The 15,973-nt window shown below is 50.1% G+C and carries 16 protein-coding genes and 1 pseudogene; 8 read left to right on the plus strand and 9 right to left on the minus strand.

Annotation, left to right across the window (positions count from 1 at the left end; translation table 11 throughout):
* Positions 1-88: 88 nt before the first annotated feature.
* From KNO76_RS08095 to cspD, 8 genes and pseudogenes are all read right to left on the minus strand, one after another.
* A pseudogene (locus KNO76_RS08095) lies at positions 89-952 on the minus strand (RNA-guided endonuclease TnpB family protein); the annotation flags it as partial.
* Positions 953-1,148: 196 nt separating this feature from the next.
* Positions 1,149-2,753 carry a BCCT family transporter gene (locus KNO76_RS08100; protein WP_214884547.1) on the minus strand — a complete coding sequence of 535 codons (1,605 nt, stop codon included), beginning with the start codon at positions 2,751-2,753 and terminating at the stop codon, positions 1,149-1,151.
* 113 nt (positions 2,754-2,866) lie between these two features.
* Positions 2,867-3,202, minus strand: coding sequence for a cytochrome c551 (cccB, locus tag KNO76_RS08105; protein ID WP_026825415.1), 336 nt, complete (start codon positions 3,200-3,202; stop codon positions 2,867-2,869).
* 108 nt (positions 3,203-3,310) lie between these two features.
* On the minus strand, positions 3,311-4,168 hold the full coding sequence (locus KNO76_RS08110; RefSeq protein WP_214884549.1) for a YitT family protein: 858 nt from the start codon (positions 4,166-4,168) through the stop codon (positions 3,311-3,313).
* Between the two features lie 61 nt (positions 4,169-4,229).
* Positions 4,230-5,330 carry a peptide chain release factor 2 gene (gene prfB, locus KNO76_RS08115; protein WP_026825413.1) on the minus strand — a complete coding sequence of 367 codons (1,101 nt, stop codon included), beginning with the start codon at positions 5,328-5,330 and terminating at the stop codon, positions 4,230-4,232.
* A 54-nt stretch (positions 5,331-5,384) separates the two neighbouring features.
* Positions 5,385-7,907: a preprotein translocase subunit SecA gene (gene secA / locus KNO76_RS08120; protein WP_214884551.1), complete on the minus strand. Its 2,523-nt coding sequence runs from the start codon at positions 7,905-7,907 to the stop codon at positions 5,385-5,387.
* 139 nt (positions 7,908-8,046) lie between these two features.
* A complete protein-coding gene (gene hpf / locus KNO76_RS08125) occupies positions 8,047-8,610 on the minus strand; it encodes a ribosome hibernation-promoting factor, HPF/YfiA family (protein WP_026825411.1) in 564 nt (187 codons plus the stop codon).
* A 304-nt stretch (positions 8,611-8,914) separates the two neighbouring features.
* The gene (gene cspD / locus KNO76_RS08130; RefSeq protein WP_026825410.1) at positions 8,915-9,112 is read right to left on the minus strand and encodes a cold-shock protein CspD; all 198 of its coding nucleotides are present in this window, start codon (positions 9,110-9,112) and stop codon (positions 8,915-8,917) included.
* Between the two features lie 271 nt (positions 9,113-9,383).
* Here cspD and KNO76_RS08135 point away from each other — a divergent pair, with 271 nt between their 5' ends.
* The 8 genes from KNO76_RS08135 to KNO76_RS08170 all read left to right on the plus strand — a co-directional run bounded on the left by KNO76_RS08135 (position 9,384) and on the right by KNO76_RS08170 (position 15,173).
* On the plus strand, positions 9,384-9,878 hold the full coding sequence (locus KNO76_RS08135; RefSeq protein WP_026825409.1) for a competence protein ComK: 495 nt from the start codon (positions 9,384-9,386) through the stop codon (positions 9,876-9,878).
* 73 nt (positions 9,879-9,951) lie between these two features.
* Complete coding sequence (locus tag KNO76_RS08140; protein WP_214884553.1) at positions 9,952-11,673, plus strand: hypothetical protein; 1,722 nt, start codon at positions 9,952-9,954, stop codon at positions 11,671-11,673.
* 9 nt (positions 11,674-11,682) lie between these two features.
* Positions 11,683-11,973, plus strand: a complete 291-nt coding sequence (locus tag KNO76_RS08145; protein WP_214884556.1) for an EscU/YscU/HrcU family type III secretion system export apparatus switch protein — start codon at positions 11,683-11,685, stop codon at positions 11,971-11,973.
* The gene (locus KNO76_RS08150) at positions 11,970-12,350 is read left to right on the plus strand and encodes a flagellar export chaperone FliS (protein WP_214884559.1); all 381 of its coding nucleotides are present in this window, start codon (positions 11,970-11,972) and stop codon (positions 12,348-12,350) included. The genes KNO76_RS08145 and KNO76_RS08150 overlap by 4 nt, the downstream gene beginning before the upstream one ends.
* Positions 12,334-13,236 (plus strand): flagellin N-terminal helical domain-containing protein, encoded by a 903-nt coding sequence (locus KNO76_RS08155; protein ID WP_214884562.1) that lies wholly within the window; start codon positions 12,334-12,336, stop codon positions 13,234-13,236. Before KNO76_RS08150 ends, KNO76_RS08155 begins: the two co-directional genes overlap by 17 nt.
* 24 nt (positions 13,237-13,260) lie before the next feature.
* Positions 13,261-13,704, plus strand: coding sequence for a YaaR family protein (locus KNO76_RS08160; RefSeq protein WP_147538342.1), 444 nt, complete (start codon positions 13,261-13,263; stop codon positions 13,702-13,704).
* A gap of 9 nt (positions 13,705-13,713) precedes the next feature.
* Positions 13,714-14,379: a DUF2225 domain-containing protein gene (locus KNO76_RS08165; protein WP_214884564.1), complete on the plus strand. Its 666-nt coding sequence runs from the start codon at positions 13,714-13,716 to the stop codon at positions 14,377-14,379.
* Positions 14,380-14,675: 296 nt separating this feature from the next.
* The gene (locus tag KNO76_RS08170) at positions 14,676-15,173 is read left to right on the plus strand and encodes a DUF1572 family protein (RefSeq protein ID WP_214884566.1); all 498 of its coding nucleotides are present in this window, start codon (positions 14,676-14,678) and stop codon (positions 15,171-15,173) included.
* Between the two features lie 43 nt (positions 15,174-15,216).
* Here the strand turns inward: KNO76_RS08170 and KNO76_RS08175 are convergent, their stop codons facing one another.
* A complete protein-coding gene (locus KNO76_RS08175) occupies positions 15,217-15,885 on the minus strand; it encodes a DUF4352 domain-containing protein (protein ID WP_214884568.1) in 669 nt (222 codons plus the stop codon).
* Positions 15,886-15,973: the final 88 nt, after the last annotated feature.

The raw sequence follows: 15,973 nt of genomic DNA on the forward strand, positions 1-15,973 counted from the left end.
GAATTCACGGAACACTGGGATACCTGACGCCGAAAGAGTACAAACAGAGACACCTCTTAAAAACTGTCTAGTTTAGTGTTGACAATCCAATGTCCTTCACCTGCAGGGTCTCGATGCCGATGACGTCGTGGTTTTTGACGATCTCGGTCGACACCTTGTGCAGGAAGTCGGTGCGTCTGTTGGCGATTTTCTCATGGATGCGTGCGACTTTCCGCTTCTGCTTCTGGTAGTTCTTCGCCTCGGAAAGTCTCACTTTCTTGTTCCGGGCGATGCGCTGACGGCGGGACAACTTGCGTTGCTCCCGTGCCAGCTTCTTCTCGAGGGTGCAGAAGTAACGGTCGTTCTTGTATACGGTTCCGTTTGATAGGGTGGCGAAGTTCTTCAATCCGACGTCGACGCCGACCGATGAGCCGGTCTTCGGCAGTTCACCGATCTCCAGCTCTACGAGAAGGGAGACGAAGTATTTGCCCGAAGCCGTGCGTCGGATCGTGGCGTTCAGGATGCGACCCTCGACCTGTCTCGAGTTGGCGAACCGCACCCATTTCAGCTTGGGGAGTTTGAGTGTGTTCCCGACAATCGAGACCTCGGGGAGCTGGGACTTCCCCTGGATGTTCGCCGTATAGGATTGGACGGGGTTACGCTTCGACTTGAAACAGGGATGATTTCCCTCCTTCCTGAAGAACTTCTTATACGCGTCGACCAGGTGTTTGACACTGTTCTGGACGGCCGTGCTGTCCACTTCCGTCAACCAACTGAATTCTTGCTTGAGTATGGGAAGGTCTTTCGAGCAGGCGTCATACGACAGTCCCTTGCCATTCGCTTCATAGGCCGCGTCCCATTTCGACAGGAAATGGTTGAACACGAACCGCGAACAGCCGATCGTCTTGGCGATCAGGACCTCCTGTTCCTTCGTCGGGTAGATCCGGAATTTATAGCCCTTGTGCTTCACCATGTGACGTTCACCCCTTTGAAGATATTTTACCCGAAAGAGAGGCTGGCGATTCATCTCCCACTTTCACGCAAGCCCTGTCCTTAACGTTTAGAAGCGGGAGTATTCTCGCATAATTTAGATAAAAAACACCCCGTAGAAGCTGGATGTCCATGTCCAACTTCTATGGGGCGGTTCACTATACAGATGTTTTCTTTTATCAATCTGCCTTGTCTTTCAATACATCGAACGGGGTACGCTTTTTCTTTCGGTACTGAATATGAATCGTCGGTGACTCATATTCATCTTGCGCCCGGATGTCGCTGCTTGAGACACGCATAAACGACCATCCGAGTAAAATCATGATAAATATGAAGGGGAAACCACCGACAATACTTGCTGTTTGTAAAGTTTCAAGTCCCCCGAGGAACATGAGTGTGAGAGGCATGATCGATAGTGCGAATGCCCAAAACAATCGATTCCATACGAGTGGTTCATCTTCCACATGCTTTTGAGTGACTGATGCCAAAATATATGACGAAGAATCGAACGTCGTCGCCAAGAAGATAATGGCGAGGACAGTGAACACCCCAACTACCGCACTTCCAAATGGCAATTGACTAATAATCGCAATGATTGTCGGGGCCGGTCCGTAAGTAGCCATATATGAGATGACATCGAATGTTCCACTTAGGTGAAGGTATAGTCCATAATTTCCGAGAACTCCGAAAAACAGTACACACCCAAACGTCCCATAGACCATCGTTCCGATGATCATGCCACGAATCGTCCGACCACGTGAGATCCGTGCCACGAATAATCCGACGAATGGAGCATAGACAAGCCACCATGCCCAGTAGAATACAGTCCACGACTCAGGGAATCCAGTTGAAGTAAAGCCACCAAAATCACCAAATGGCTCCATCCACGTCGCCATTCGGAAGAAATTATCCATAACAATCCCAACACCGTTGAATGTTGTCTCTAAGATAAAGCGTGTCGGTCCAAATACAAATACAAATGTTAAAATTCCTAATGCAAGCCAAATGTTCAAGTCACTCAGTAATTTGATTCCTTTATTCAATCCAGCATAAGAACTAACTGCAAAAATAACCGTACAGACTAGCATAATCACTGCTTTCATCCCGAGTGATACAGGGATTCCCGTCAATTCACTGATTCCTTCGGCAATCATCGGCGTACCGAGGGCGAGTGTTGTCCCTGCGCCTCCAAGAAGACCGAAGATGAATAAAATATCAATCACTTTTCCAAGTGGACCGTCTGAACGATCACCGAGAATCGGACGGACCGCTTCACTCACCTTCAACACGGATATGCGTCGTACATAATAGAAATAGGCAATCGGGAGTGCAGGCAGCGTATAAATCGCCCACGCAATCGGTCCCCAGTGGAACATTCCATATGCCGTCGACCATTGAATGGCTTCTGTTGATTCTGGTGTGAGACCAAACGGTGGTCCTTCGTAATAGTAAACCCATTCAATCACCGACCAGTAAAGAATACTTGACCCAATTCCAGCAGCGAACAACATCGCCGCCCATGAAAAGTTACTAAATTCAGGTTCCTCATCTTCGTCGCCCAACTTAATGTGCCCGTTCTTACTGAAGGCAACGTAGATCAAAAATCCGAATGCGCCAAGCCCAAGCGCTAAGTATAATATTCCAAAATTTGATGTCATATACTCATTTGCCATCTCGACTAAAGCCTTACCTGTTTCCGGGAAGAAAATAAGAGGTAACGTCACTGCTAACAGTAAGATTACTGATCCAATAAATGTTGGCCAGTCTATTAATTTTGTCCTCAAAACCATATCACTCCATTTCTGTAATCTCTTATTACCATACCAATAAAACAGAAAATTGCAATAATTAATCAAAAAACCACAGGATAGTCAACGCTATTCCTGTGGTGCCTATCTTATTTTTTTTCAGCGAGCCAAGCGGCAACCGCCGTGATTTCTTCGTCTTTTTCAATGACGTTCGCAGGCATTGCACCTTGACCGTTACGAATGACGTTTTCAATATCTTCTGCCGACAGATTAGCGCCGACTTGCTCGAGTGACGGACCACTCATTCCTTCAAGGTTCGCACCGTGACATGCCGCACAGTTTTGTGCGTACACCGCTTCCGCGTCAACCGATGCCGTGTTCGAGCCCGAATCCCCGTTGCTCGACGTATCTTCCTCTTCACCGCCGCCACATGCGCCGAGTGTCAGCATGGCACCAAGGCCAATCGCCATCATCCATTTTTTCATAACCATGTTCCCCTCCTAAGTTGTAGAAATGACCTACATTTACCATTATAGCCTTTCACGTATACTTTCTAACCTAATCTCACGAAAAGTACACAAAGATTCCACAATTTATGGAACGTTGATATAGCGTTTGTCCGACGTGAACCCTTGTCCGAGCACCTCATGTGCCTCACTGAAGACGAGGAACGCATCGGGGTCAATCCGACGAATGATCTCTTTCAGACGACTCACCTCGCTCTGACGGACGACGATCATGAGCATCGGACGATCGAGACGAGAATAAGCCCCGATTGCTTGAATCTCGGTCGCTCCACGATCGAGCTCCTCAAAGACGGCACGGACGATGAAGTCCCGCTTCTCCGAGATGACATAGGCCATCTTGTCCTGCGTGAATCCGAGCTGGACGAAGTCGATCATCTTGACCGTGATGAATAAGGCGATCAGTGCATAAAGTCCGGTCGAGAACGAGAACGTGAGGGCGGCGGTCAAGACGACCATGCCGTCGAGAAGCGCGATACATAAATAAAGCGGGATGTGCGTGAACTTATGTAAGATTTGCGCAATCAAGTCCATTCCACCTGTCGAGGCACGTCCCCGGAAGATGAGTCCTAGCCCGACTCCAACACCGACGCCACCAAATATGGCGGCGAGGAGCGTGTCGTTCACGGCAGCCCCTGCATCGATCGCTTCATAGAAAAGAATGACACCCGGTAAGAAGATGGAGCCGACGAGCGACTTCACCCCGAATCCGAGACCGAGGATGGTCCACCCAATGATGAGAAGTAGTACGTTCGCCACGAGCTGAAATGCCCCCGGTGAAATCCCGAACAGTTCATACGTGATAACCGATATCCCACTCACCCCACCTGACGCCAAATTGTTCGGCAATAGAAATAAGCTGAAGGCCGAGGCGACGAACACCGAACCGGTCAACAAATACAGATAGTCTTTGACGATTTGCTTCATTAAAGAATTTCTCCTTTACACACAACATGGCCCAAAGACAGGTGTCTTTGAGCCACATGCATCACATATTTGTTTTACGAAGGTAAGCATCGATGAACGGCATGACGTCGCCGTCCATGACACCACTTGTATTTCCGACTTCGTGGTTCGTCCGGTGATCTTTGACCATCGAATACGGATGAAAGACGTACGAACGGATTTGGCTACCCCAACCGATATCCGTCTTCTCGCCACGGATTTCGTCGAGTTTGCGTTGCTGCTCGTCGAGTTCGCGTTGGTACAATTTCGCTTTCAACATCTTCATCGCCGATTCACGGTTCTTGATTTGTGAGCGTTCGGTCTGACACGAGACAACGACGCCCGTCGGCACGTGCGTAATCCGGACAGCCGAGTCTGTCGTGTTGATGTGCTGTCCACCGGCACCTGACGCGCGGTACGTGTCAACGCGGAGGTCTTCTGTCCGTACTTCGATCTCAATGTCGTCATCGAACTCCGGCATGACGTCACATGACACGAACGACGTGTGGCGACGACCCGACGAGTCAAACGGAGAGATTCGGACTAAACGGTGAATCCCTTTTTCCGCTTTCAAGTAACCGTAAGCGTTGTGTCCGATGATGCGAAGCGTGACAGATTTGACACCAGCTTCCTCACCCGGAAGGTAATCGACCGTCTCGACTTTCCAGCCTTGTTTATCGGCGAAACGTTGGTACATGCGAAGGAGCATCGATGCCCAGTCCTGTGACTCAGTACCGCCCGCACCCGGGTGCAATTCAAGGATTGCATTGTTCGCATCGTACGGTCCGTTCAAGAGGATTTCGAGTTCGAAGTCATCGAACTCTTTTTTGAGCGCTTGAATCGTTTCTCCGAGCTCTTCTTGCATCTCTGCCTCCGGCTCTTCCTTGATGAGTTCAAGCGTCACTTCGCCGTCCTCATGTTTGCTTGCGAGGTCTTGATATTTGTCGACCATCGCTTTGAGCCCGTTTGACTCATCGATGACTTTCTGTGCCTTCTCTTGGTTGTCCCAAAAGTCAGGGTACGTCATCTCATTCTCGAGTTCGGCGATACGCGCTTCCTTCTCCGTCAAGTTGAGAGAAGCTCTATAATTTTCGAGGCGCTTCGCCATTGCCTCAAGTTCGTTCCGAATATCTGAAATTTCCATAGTGTGATTCACCTTTCCGTAGGAAAGAGGCGAGCGGACCCGCCTCTTCAATAATTAAGCCTGTTGTCTACCATGACAGTTCTTGAACTTCTTACCAGAGCCACACCAGCACGGATCGTTCCGGCCGATGCTCTCTTCTTTCGAACGACGGACCGGTTTTTTCTTGACTGGTGCATCGTCCTTTCCAGAGACGGCAACTTCCTCTTCGACGACTTTCTCACGTCGGAGGTTGTCCCCGACTTCGGCACGAAGCACGAAGCCTGTCACTTCTTCTGAAATTGCCGCGTTCATCGCGTCAAACATGCTAATCCCTTCCGCTTGGTACTCACGGAGCGGATCGTTCTGCCCGTAAGCGCGGAGATGAATCCCTTGACGCAACTGATCCATATGGTCGATATGGGACATCCAGTGCGAGTCAACGGCACGGAGTACGATGATTTTTTCGAACTCGTTGAAGCGCTCAGGTGGTGCGAGTTCACGTTTTGCTTCATACTGCTCGTTCACACGTTCCATGAGGAGTTCAACGATTTCTTCCCGTTCTTTTCCGTAGAAGTCTTTGCCTTCGACCGGTTTTTCAAGCGCGAGCGTCTGGTTTGACCAGTGCGCGAGCTCGTCGATGTTCCACTCTTCCGGTACGAGTTCGATCGGCGTATATTGCCCGACTCCGAGTTCGACCGTCTGGGCCATCATCGAACGGACGATATCCGTGACCGACTCGTTCTCGAGAATGCTCGCACGGTCCTTGTACATGACCTTCCGCTGGTCGGCCATGACGTTATCGTAACCGAGAAGCTGTTTACGCGCATCGTAGTTGTTTCCTTCGACGCGTTTCTGAGCCGATTCGACCGCTTTTGAGACCATGCGGCTCTCAATCGGTTGTGTGTCATCCATACCGAGACGTTCCATCATGCTTTGGAGGCTGTCCGTCCCGAAACGACGCATGAGCTCATCTTCGAGTGACAAGTAGAACTGGGATTTACCCGGGTCCCCTTGACGACCTGAACGACCACGGAGCTGATTGTCAATCCGGCGTGACTCGTGACGCTCTGTCCCGATGATGTAGAGACCACCGAGGTCGACGACGCCTTCTCCGAGCTTGATATCCGTACCACGACCGGCCATGTTCGTCGCGATCGTGACCGACCCTTTTTGACCAGCATTCTCGATGATTTCTGCCTCACGCGCGTGGTTTTTCGCGTTCAAGACATCGTGACGAATCTTCTTCTTCGTCAAGAGTTTGCTCAAGTATTCTGAAGTCTCGACGGCGACCGTACCGACAAGAATCGGTTGTCCTGTCGTGTGAACTGAAGAGATCTCTTCGACGACGGCTTTGAACTTCCCTTCCATCGATTTGAAGATGAGGTCCGACTTATCGTCGCGAAGAATCGGTTTGTTCGTCGGGATCGTAACGACTTGCATGTTGTAAATATTACGGAACTCCTCTTCCTCTGTCTTCGCCGTACCGGTCATTCCGGCAAGCTTCTCATACATACGGAAGTAGTTCTGATACGTGATTGTTGCGAGCGTCATCGATTCGCGTTGAATCTCGACGCCTTCTTTTGCCTCGATCGCTTGGTGAAGACCTTCCGAGTAGCGGCGTCCATCCATAACACGCCCTGTGAACTGGTCGATGATCATGACTTGTCCGTCACGCACCATATAGTCGATATCGTGGTGCATGACCGCATTCGCACGAAGCGCGAGCCCAACATGGTGGTTGACCGCGACGTGTTCGATGGCGAACAGGTTATCGATACCGAAGAACTTCTCGGCGAGGTCGACCCCTTGGTCCGTCAAGAGGACTGATTTCGTCTTCACGTCGACCGTGTAATCCTCTTCTTCTTTCAATGTATGGACAAACGCATCCGCACGTGTGTAGAGCTCGGTCGATTTTTGTGCCGATCCCGAGATGATGAGCGGGGTACGCGCCTCATCGACGAGGATCGAGTCGACTTCATCGACGATCGTATAATAGAGCTCACGTTGAACACGGTCTTCCTTATAAAGGACCATATTGTCACGGAGGTAGTCGAATCCGAGCTCGTTGTTCGTCGAGTACGTGATATCACAATTGTAAGCCGCTTGTTTTTCGACGCGGTCCATGTTCGACACGTTGAGACCGACCGAAAGACCGAGAGCGAAATAGAGCGGTTCCATGAGTTCTTTATCTCGTTTTGCCAAATATTCGTTGACCGTTACGACGTGTACGCCACGGCCCGTGAGCGCATTCAAATAGACAGGAAGTGTCGCGACGAGCGTCTTCCCTTCACCTGTTTTCATTTCGGCGATATCACCGTTATGGAGCACATAGCCCCCGATGAGTTGGACCGGGTAATGACGCATCCCGAGCACGCGCTCAGATGCCTCACGACAGACTGCGAACGCCTCTGGCAAGATGTCGTCGAGCGTTTCGTCTTTATCGAGACGGGCTCGGAACTCTTCTGTCTTCGCCTGAAGCTGTTCGTCTGACAATGCTTTGGTTGGTTCGGCGAACGACTCGATCAAGTCGGCCGCTTTCTCTGCTTTTTTCAACACTCGTTTCTGTGGAGCAAATAACTCTTTCAAAAAGTTCGCCATACTCATATCTCCTCTGCATTCACTAAAAAATGCATGTTTTTTCCCTAATGTACAGTTTAACCGAAGTGGTGCCACCTTTCAAGGAAAGGCAAAATGAAACGACCCCCCGAAGCCGGAGGGTCGTGTAAGGTCAAGTTCATTATTCAGGTTCGATCAAGCCGTACTTCCCATCTTTACGACGGTAGACGACGTTCGTGTTGCCCGTTTCTGCGTCAGAGAAGACGAAGAAGCTGTGACCGAGCATGTCCATTTGAAGAATCGCCTCTTCCGTGTCCATCGGTTTCAATGTGAAACGTTTCGTCCGTACGAGTTCGAGTTCTGCCTCGTCCTCATCGTAGACGGCCGATGCATCATCAATTCCTTCGAGGGACTTGAAGTACTCGCCGACGCCACCTTCTTTTCCGCGTCCTTTACGGTTGAGCTTCGTTTTGTGTTTACGGATTTGACGTTCCAATTTATCGACGACGAGGTCGATTGCCGCATACATGTCGAGGTTGATGTCCTCGGCACGGAGCAACAAGTTCGGCATCGGGATCGTCACTTCCACTTTTTGTTTCTCGTTATACACTTTCAAGTTGACGTAAGCCGTCTGTGCATCCGTAGGAGTTGTGAAATACCGAGTCAACTTCTCCAGCTTTTTCTCGACATAGTCTTTGATTGCTGGTGTGACCTCAATGTTTTCGCCGCGAATGTTATAAATCATCTGAACTCCTCCTTAAAATAACCGCTTGAACCATTGATTCGTCAAACGAAACGGAATCTCCTGCTTCGTTTCTAAAAAGAAAGTGGAATCAGGTGGCTCATTAATATTATACCCCGAAATCGCTATATTTGAAAACGTTATCATCAGAAAATAATGACAATTTTGTTCCTAATGTAACATTTCCTAGAACGAGCGAAAGGTATAGAAAGAAAATACCCATTCCACTTATTTTTAAACGCCTTTTTAAATTATATAGACAAAATAAAAAGCCGGCTCCCAAGGGAACCGGCTTCGTGGTCTGAAATTATAATTTTGTAACGTTAGCCGCTTGTGGGCCGCGCTCGCCATCAACGATTTCAAACTCTACTTCTTGACCTTCGTCAAGTGATTTGTAACCTTCAGATTGGATTGCTGAGAAGTGTACGAACACGTCTTTGCCGCCTTCAACTTCGATGAATCCAAAACCTTTTTCTGAGTTAAACCATTTTACTTTACCTACCATGTGTAAATCCATTCCTTTCACCATTGGAGAATACAGAGGTTTGTCCTCTACGGCTAATCTTACCACCTTCTTGGAAGCGTGACAAACAATTTCTCAAATTATTGTAAACGTTTCGTCATTTGGCTTTCATTGGAATTATATTTCCCTACTTTTCATATTGCCTTATTGAATTTACATTTTTTGTGATATATCATTGAAGGGATGATTTAGGTTTGTGCCGTTTGTCTTTAGCCGATCCTGAAAATCTAATACGAGGAGGATGGTGCAGCGTATGCGCTCCTACTATTCTGAGGAAAAATATCGCATCACAAAGCGAACCGTGGCGATTCTCCCTTGCTTTGATATCATGAAGCAGTCACGGATCATTCTCGAGGATGGCACCGAGATTTCAACCCCGCTCCGGCCGTACCAGTTGTTGCAACTATCTTGCCGCCAGTACAACAGCTCGATCGAGGAAAGAATCTTCATCGCCAAACGCGTCGCCGGCGTAAAAGGGAAAGTCCCTGTCGTGATTGAACCGACAACCGGACTCGTCTTCTTCCCGACGAAGTCTCCGAAGCGAGACGATTGTGAATGGTATGCTTGGTCCCATATTCGAGACATACTGAACATCGAGGAAGAGCCAAACGGGCTACTCCTCACAACGAATGGACATCAAATCCAAACGAACGCAACACCGTACGTCCTTCGGAACCAGCTGAAAGCGACAGGCGAACTCGTCGCCCGGTTCCAACAAATGAATGCGGGCCCCGTGCTCGAATCATGACTCACCTTCCGTCGAAAAGACGGAAGGTTTTTTTCTATTGTTCGCTTCATTTTTTTAAAAAGAGGTCGATATTATGGTCGAGGTGACAAACATGCAAATTCAAGCCCAAGCGACCGCTGTCAGTTCGGTCTTACCAGGCATTCAGACGAACCGGACGTATAAGGCCGAACTCGTCAAACAGACCGGCCCCGACTCCGCAATCGTCAAAATCAACGGTGAAGAAGTCGAGGTCACATTCAAAGATGGGCTTCCAAAAACGAACCCGTTCCACGTGACGCTTGCCGAACAGGATGGCATGTTGATGGCAACCGTCATTCCCCAAAAGGAAGAGACGCTTGAATCCGCGCCACCTGATCCCGCGTCGTCAAAGCTTGACGCGAAGATCCAGACGCTCCTCGCTTCCCTTCCACCGGAAGTGCGAAGTGCGGTCAGTCGCCTGCTACAATCCGGACGCTTACCGATGAACGAGGATACGGTGCGCCTGCTCGAAACGGCATTCAAAGGGGACATGCGAGACGTCATCCTTCATTTGAAGACGCTCGACACGCAAGTCCTCCCTCGTGAGATGGCACGGGAGATCGCTGTCCTCTCCTTGAATGAAGCGAGACAACAGCTTACACCACCGGCACAGAACGCCCCGTACCCGCAAAAAGAGCGGTACGTCGAGCTCGTCAACCTATCACGTCCCGTGAGCGAACGCGTCATACCGACACCAGATACGGTCGACCGTACCATCCGCGACCTGCCTGCACCGCCGAAGATGGAGCGTTCTGAACCGATGACGCTCCCTCTCGTCAACGGACGACAGGTCATGGTGAAGGAAGTGACGAGCCATCTCGCGACGGTGACGAACAATTTCCGAAGCGAACAGGCAACGGTGACGAAACAACTCGGACAAGTCGCCGCGTTGATTGAGACGAACCCGCATGCGGCACGCCCTGCCCTCGAGACTGTATCGACCCGTTTGACGCAACTCGTCCAAAAGACGGACGCCCTACTGCATACCGATATCACTCAAGAGAAGCAGCTCGTCACCATGACGGCCAAGCTCGACCTCGCCTTATCTTTACTTGCGACTAAGCCACAAGAAAGTGCGACACTCGTCAAAGAAGTACGGGCGACGTTGAACGACTTCCGATACGCTCCGAACCAAGTGCGCATCGAATATATCCCGCACGGGGCGACACGCGCCGGAGAAATCCCTTCCGTTGCTTCGCTCAAACTCGACTCGACGCTGTCTGGTCGACAGGTCCAGGAAGTGACGCAACGCGTCCAGGCCCAACAACTTGCTCAAACGACCTCTAACGCGCCGGCATCGGCTTTGTCAGTACGAGCGGATACGACGAACCCCGAGGCACAACGACTCGCCTCGTTCTTCCAAGTACAACAGACGCTCAATCGCCTCGATGGTGGTCAGCTCCATCAGCTCTTGTTCGCCCTACCGGCTAAAGTACAAGAGATTGACACCGGCATCCACGTCCATATCCAAAATCGGGAAGCAGGAGACGTCGTCGACTGGGAGAATAGCGTCCTCTACATCCGTTTAGAGACACCGCGCCTCGGAGAAATCGGCGTCAAGCTTGAAGCGAAAGATCGGAACCTCCGACTCACGCTCGAACACGACGATGCGACGGTCGAGCAAATCGCCCGTCCACTTCTTGGAAAGATTGAACAGACGCTCGAGACGATTGGATATAAGAGTGTGACGACCCAGTTCAAACCGCTCACGAAAGCCGAACGTGTCACCGAAGAACCGAAGGCGGCACCGACTATCGGTTATGACTTTAGAATTTAGGAGGTCCCGATGTACCAACGCATGGATTTGACGAAACGTAAGACGGCCGCGGTCGTCCGCTATGACGAGTCGACGGACAAAGCGCCCGTCGTCGTCGCCCGCGGGACCGGTGCCGTCGCGGAAAAGATTTTACAGGAAGCACGTGCCCGAGGCGTGGCGGTCGAGAACGACCATTCCTTGCTCGGACATCTGCTCGACCTTGACTTAGGGGACGCCATCCCACCACAGCTATATGACGTGATGGCAGAAGTGTTGTTGTTAATAGAAGAACTTGATTCAATCAAAGGAGAACAAAGATGAATTCAACCCAGCTATATGAAATGAGACCTGAAGAACTGACGCAGGCGATGTTACACGCGCTCGTTTATCATTACGAACGTGCCCAAGACTCGACGATCGCGGAACGGAATCGCCACCTTCGCCAAGCCCGTGAGCTGTTAGTCAAGCTCCAGCAAGGACTCCATGACGGCGGTGGGATTATCGCGGCACAACTCGATGAGATTTATCTCTACATGGCGAACGCCAGCATCGAAGCGATCATCGATCAGGACAAGCAAAAAATTGCCGAACTACATACGCTCGCAAGCGATCTCGATCAAACGTGGAGTGAAGCGATGGAGCGTGCGAAATTACAACCTGTCCCGACTGGAGGAAACCGCTATGAAAATTACCAATAACGTTCAAGCATTAAAAGCCTATTCATCCCTTTCTCTGAACCAAGCCTCGATGAAAAAGACGATGGATCGTCTCTCGAGTGGGATTCGGATCAACAAGGCGTCTGACGATGCGGCAGGTCTCGCCATCTCCGAGAAGATGCGGATGCGCCTCGACTCGCTCTCGATGGCAGAACGCAACACGCTCGACAGCATCTCGCTCACGCAGACGCTTGAAGGTGGGATGAACGAGACACACGCTCTTCTCCAACGGATGCGCGAACTATCTGTCCAAGCGGCGAACGGGACGCTCAGTGAGGACGACGCCAAAGCTGTCCAGGAAGAAATTAACGCGTTGACTGCCGAAGTGACGCGAATCGCGGAAACGACCGAATTCAACTCGAAGAAAATCATGAACGGAGAATACAAAGAAGGCAAGAGTACGTTATTTTTCCAAATCGGTGCCGGTAATAACGAGGCCGTCATCTTGAACGTCGAAGACATGCGGGCGCACGCGCTCGACATTACGACGACGACAGCAGGTGGTGGGGAACTTCCTGCCGTCAATCACGACAATGATCAGGCGACAGCTTCTGAAACATACTACGCGCTGAGCGTGTTGACGCCAGACAAAGCGGGAGAAGCAATCGCGAAATTTGATGCGGCCATCAACAAAGTGTCGCTCGAACGTTCAAAACTCGGGGCCATCCAAAACCGGCTCGAGGCGAACGTCAGTGTCGTCGCCATCGGTTCTGAGAACTTGACGGCGTCTGAGTCACGAATCCGTGATGCCGATATGGCCCGTGAAATGATGGACTTCGCTCGTCTAAACATCTTGAATCAGTCCGGCATGGCAATGATTGCCCAGTCGAACGCATTGCCGCAAGGCGTGTTACAATTATTGAACTAACCTAAAGAAAGGACGGTTGCCCATATGGACATTCGTCGCATCATGGAGACGCAATCGCTCCTCGGCTCAAGTAAGGCGAAACGCCCCGAAGTCGAACCCGGCGTCTCCTTCCAAAACGTGATCGGTCAAAAGCGCGAAGACCGTGAACATGAACGCTTCCAGCGTCAAATCGCCGCGATTCATGAACAAGGAGAACTGCTCGCCGAGAGTCAGACCGTCGAGGCGCTCGCTGAATACAAACAAATGATTAAAGACTTTATGAAAGAGGCCGTTGACGCGGCACTCCGTCTCGAGGACAAACGTGGATTCAATCGCCGCGGGCGCGCGAAGATTTATAAGGTCGTCGAACAAGTCGACCAAAAGCTCCTCGCGCTGACGGATCAGGTCATCTCGGGAGAGGCCTCTCGCCTCTCCCTTCTCGACCAGGTCGGTGAGATTCGCGGACTGCTCGTCAACGTCTATGTGTGAGGTGTCGAAATGGCAGAACATTTGTTTTTGAAGAAAGTCAAATGTCCGTATTGTTTACAGGAAAGTAAGACGAACCGTGTCTTGTCGCGTCACATTCGTCCGCTCGAAGTCGGGAAGGACGGATACACGACGTATGACGGACCGAACCCGTATTTGTACGAACCGACCGTCTGTGATCACTGTCATCTTGTCTTCCATGATTCGTTCGACAAAGTGCGAAAACACAACCGGGAAGCGCTCGAGACACACTACTTTAATCAAGTGAATGCGGATGTATTGAAAGGTGACCGTACACCTGAACACGTGATTCTATTGTATAAGTTCGCGGTCATGACGGCCCAATTGAGCGGACAAAAACCGTCTGTCGTCGCCATGCTCGGGATGCGGATCGTATGGATGTACCGATTGATTGGGGATGCGGCTTCTGAGAAGGAATGGATGCAGCGAACGCTCGATAAATACAATGAGGTGCAGGAAGCGTATACGGACCCGATTCGGACGGGATTACCGTACGACCAACTTATGCTACGGATTGCCGATTTGTCGGCCGCACTCGACTACTACGAAGATGCGCGTCGCTGGTACGGGATCCTTCTCAGCAGTAAGGAAGTATCAGAGCGAATCCGGAATCAGGCCCGCGATCATTGGGAAGATTTTCGGTTGGAGCATACATAACGAGAAGTGTGGGACTTCGTGTCTCACACTTTTTGCATACAAAAAAATTGCGCTCATCCACTCTCGGACAAACGCAATCGACACGATTGATGGGTGAACCTTCAAACCGAAAAGAGACCACGCGACATGACTCACGTGAAAACCAAAACAAGGCACCCTCATGCCGACTACGCGATGGCGTCTTGCACGATAAGATTTTATAACGCTTATTTTATAATATTACTATAGTTTTTGATCGGGATGCATGTCGGGTATAGTCAAAGCAGATACATACGATAAGGAGGAATCTTTCATGTTTGAAACGCAATATCTCGACACCGTACGTGCCACGTTTAATAGATCAGAAACAACTCGCCGAGCGTGCGCTCGTCCAAGTGAGTGACGAGGACCTGCACAAGACTCTTGCACCCGACACGCTCTCCCTTGCCCTCATCATCCAGCACATGGCGAACAATATGAAGTCGCGCTGGACCGATTTTTTGACGACGGATGGTGAGAAGCCGGACCGTAATCGCGACGCCGAGTTCGAGGACCAGCAACTGTCTCGTGAAGAACTCATGCGGGTGTGGGACGAGCGTTGGCAGCTGTTAGACGACATCTTAGCCGATCTGACACCAGATGACCTTGGGAAGGACGTGATGATTCGAGGGGAAGCGCACTCTGTGATTGACGCGATCGAGCGCCAAATGTCGCATTATGGCTACCATGTTGGGCAGATCGTCTATCTGTCGAAGCTATTTGCCGGAAACGACTGGGACGTCTTATCGATCCCGCTACCACATCAACGGAAGTGAGTTCAAAGGAAGCATGCCAATGATGGATTGACATGCTTCTTTTTCATTTCGTGACATCAATCGTATATTCGTAACGGTCTTCCGCGATTGTGTTGAATTGATTGTTATAGGGACCTTCTACGACAAAGCGCACCTCGGTCAATTCTGCTGGCATTGATTCAACCTGAAAGTGTACGCCACCTTCCTTCCTCACTTTTCCTAAAAATTCACCACCAACATCATCGGAAAGTAAGAAAGCAGCATCAATCTGTTCTCCTGTGTTCGTGACAAGACGTGCTTGATCCGGATAAAAGGTGACAGTATCATCGCTCGTGTTTTCTGCCACCACGCTAAAGGAAACGAGCGTCACTTCCTTTTTATCATCGAACACGGAGCGGAAGTCAGATGCTACTTGAAGCCGCATCGTCTGCACTTTATTGATTTGAAAAATGATTGGACCGATTTTTTCTTCGATGCCTAAATCGCTATCTCTCATGTAGATTTGTCTAACACCAATCTCATCCTCTTCTACCTCAAACTCTTCGGAACCACCAATCCCTTCTGACATTTCTTCATCTTTACTCGATTCATTTCCTTTTGGTGAGGAAGTGGATTCTTCTTCTGTTGTCTGTTCGGTCTGCTCGGTAGTTTCAGAAGTCGTCGCCTCATCCGTTTCCCCGCATCCAATCAGAAATACGAGCGGCAAAGTGAACAACCAATTGCGAACCCTCATGACACGCTCCCTCCTATTCAAATCATCGGACTATGACTTATATTGAATATGTACCCATCAAATTAGAAAAAAACATATCATTTATGAT

Origin of the sequence: Exiguobacterium sp. s101 (genome assembly GCF_018617835.1) — a bacterium.
GTDB lineage: Bacteria > Bacillota > Bacilli > Exiguobacteriales > Exiguobacteriaceae > Exiguobacterium > Exiguobacterium marinum.

Excerpts from the sequence above, each read along its gene's own strand:
- KNO76_RS08140 (WP_214884553.1), top strand. The coding sequence starts at position 9,952 with ATGGTCGAGGTGACAAACATGCAAATTCAAGCCCAAGCGACCGCTGTC.
- secA (WP_214884551.1), bottom strand. The coding sequence starts at position 7,907 with ATGGCGAACTTTTTGAAAGAGTTATTTGCTCCACAGAAACGAGTGTTG.
- KNO76_RS08160 (WP_147538342.1), top strand. The coding sequence starts at position 13,261 with ATGGACATTCGTCGCATCATGGAGACGCAATCGCTCCTCGGCTCAAGT.
- hpf (WP_026825411.1), bottom strand. The coding sequence starts at position 8,610 with ATGATTTATAACATTCGCGGCGAAAACATTGAGGTCACACCAGCAATC.
- KNO76_RS08110 (WP_214884549.1), bottom strand. The coding sequence starts at position 4,168 with ATGAAGCAAATCGTCAAAGACTATCTGTATTTGTTGACCGGTTCGGTG.
- KNO76_RS08135 (WP_026825409.1), top strand. The coding sequence starts at position 9,384 with ATGCGCTCCTACTATTCTGAGGAAAAATATCGCATCACAAAGCGAACC.
- KNO76_RS08165 (WP_214884564.1), top strand. The coding sequence starts at position 13,714 with ATGGCAGAACATTTGTTTTTGAAGAAAGTCAAATGTCCGTATTGTTTA.
- KNO76_RS08155 (WP_214884562.1), top strand. The coding sequence starts at position 12,334 with ATGAAAATTACCAATAACGTTCAAGCATTAAAAGCCTATTCATCCCTT.
- KNO76_RS08175 (WP_214884568.1), bottom strand. The coding sequence starts at position 15,885 with ATGAGGGTTCGCAATTGGTTGTTCACTTTGCCGCTCGTATTTCTGATT.
- cspD (WP_026825410.1), bottom strand. The coding sequence starts at position 9,112 with ATGGTAGGTAAAGTAAAATGGTTTAACTCAGAAAAAGGTTTTGGATTC.
- KNO76_RS08145 (WP_214884556.1), top strand. The coding sequence starts at position 11,683 with ATGTACCAACGCATGGATTTGACGAAACGTAAGACGGCCGCGGTCGTC.
- KNO76_RS08150 (WP_214884559.1), top strand. The coding sequence starts at position 11,970 with ATGAATTCAACCCAGCTATATGAAATGAGACCTGAAGAACTGACGCAG.
- cccB (WP_026825415.1), bottom strand. The coding sequence starts at position 3,202 with ATGAAAAAATGGATGATGGCGATTGGCCTTGGTGCCATGCTGACACTC.
- prfB (WP_026825413.1), bottom strand. The coding sequence starts at position 5,330 with ATGGAAATTTCAGATATTCGGAACGAACTTGAGGCAATGGCGAAGCGC.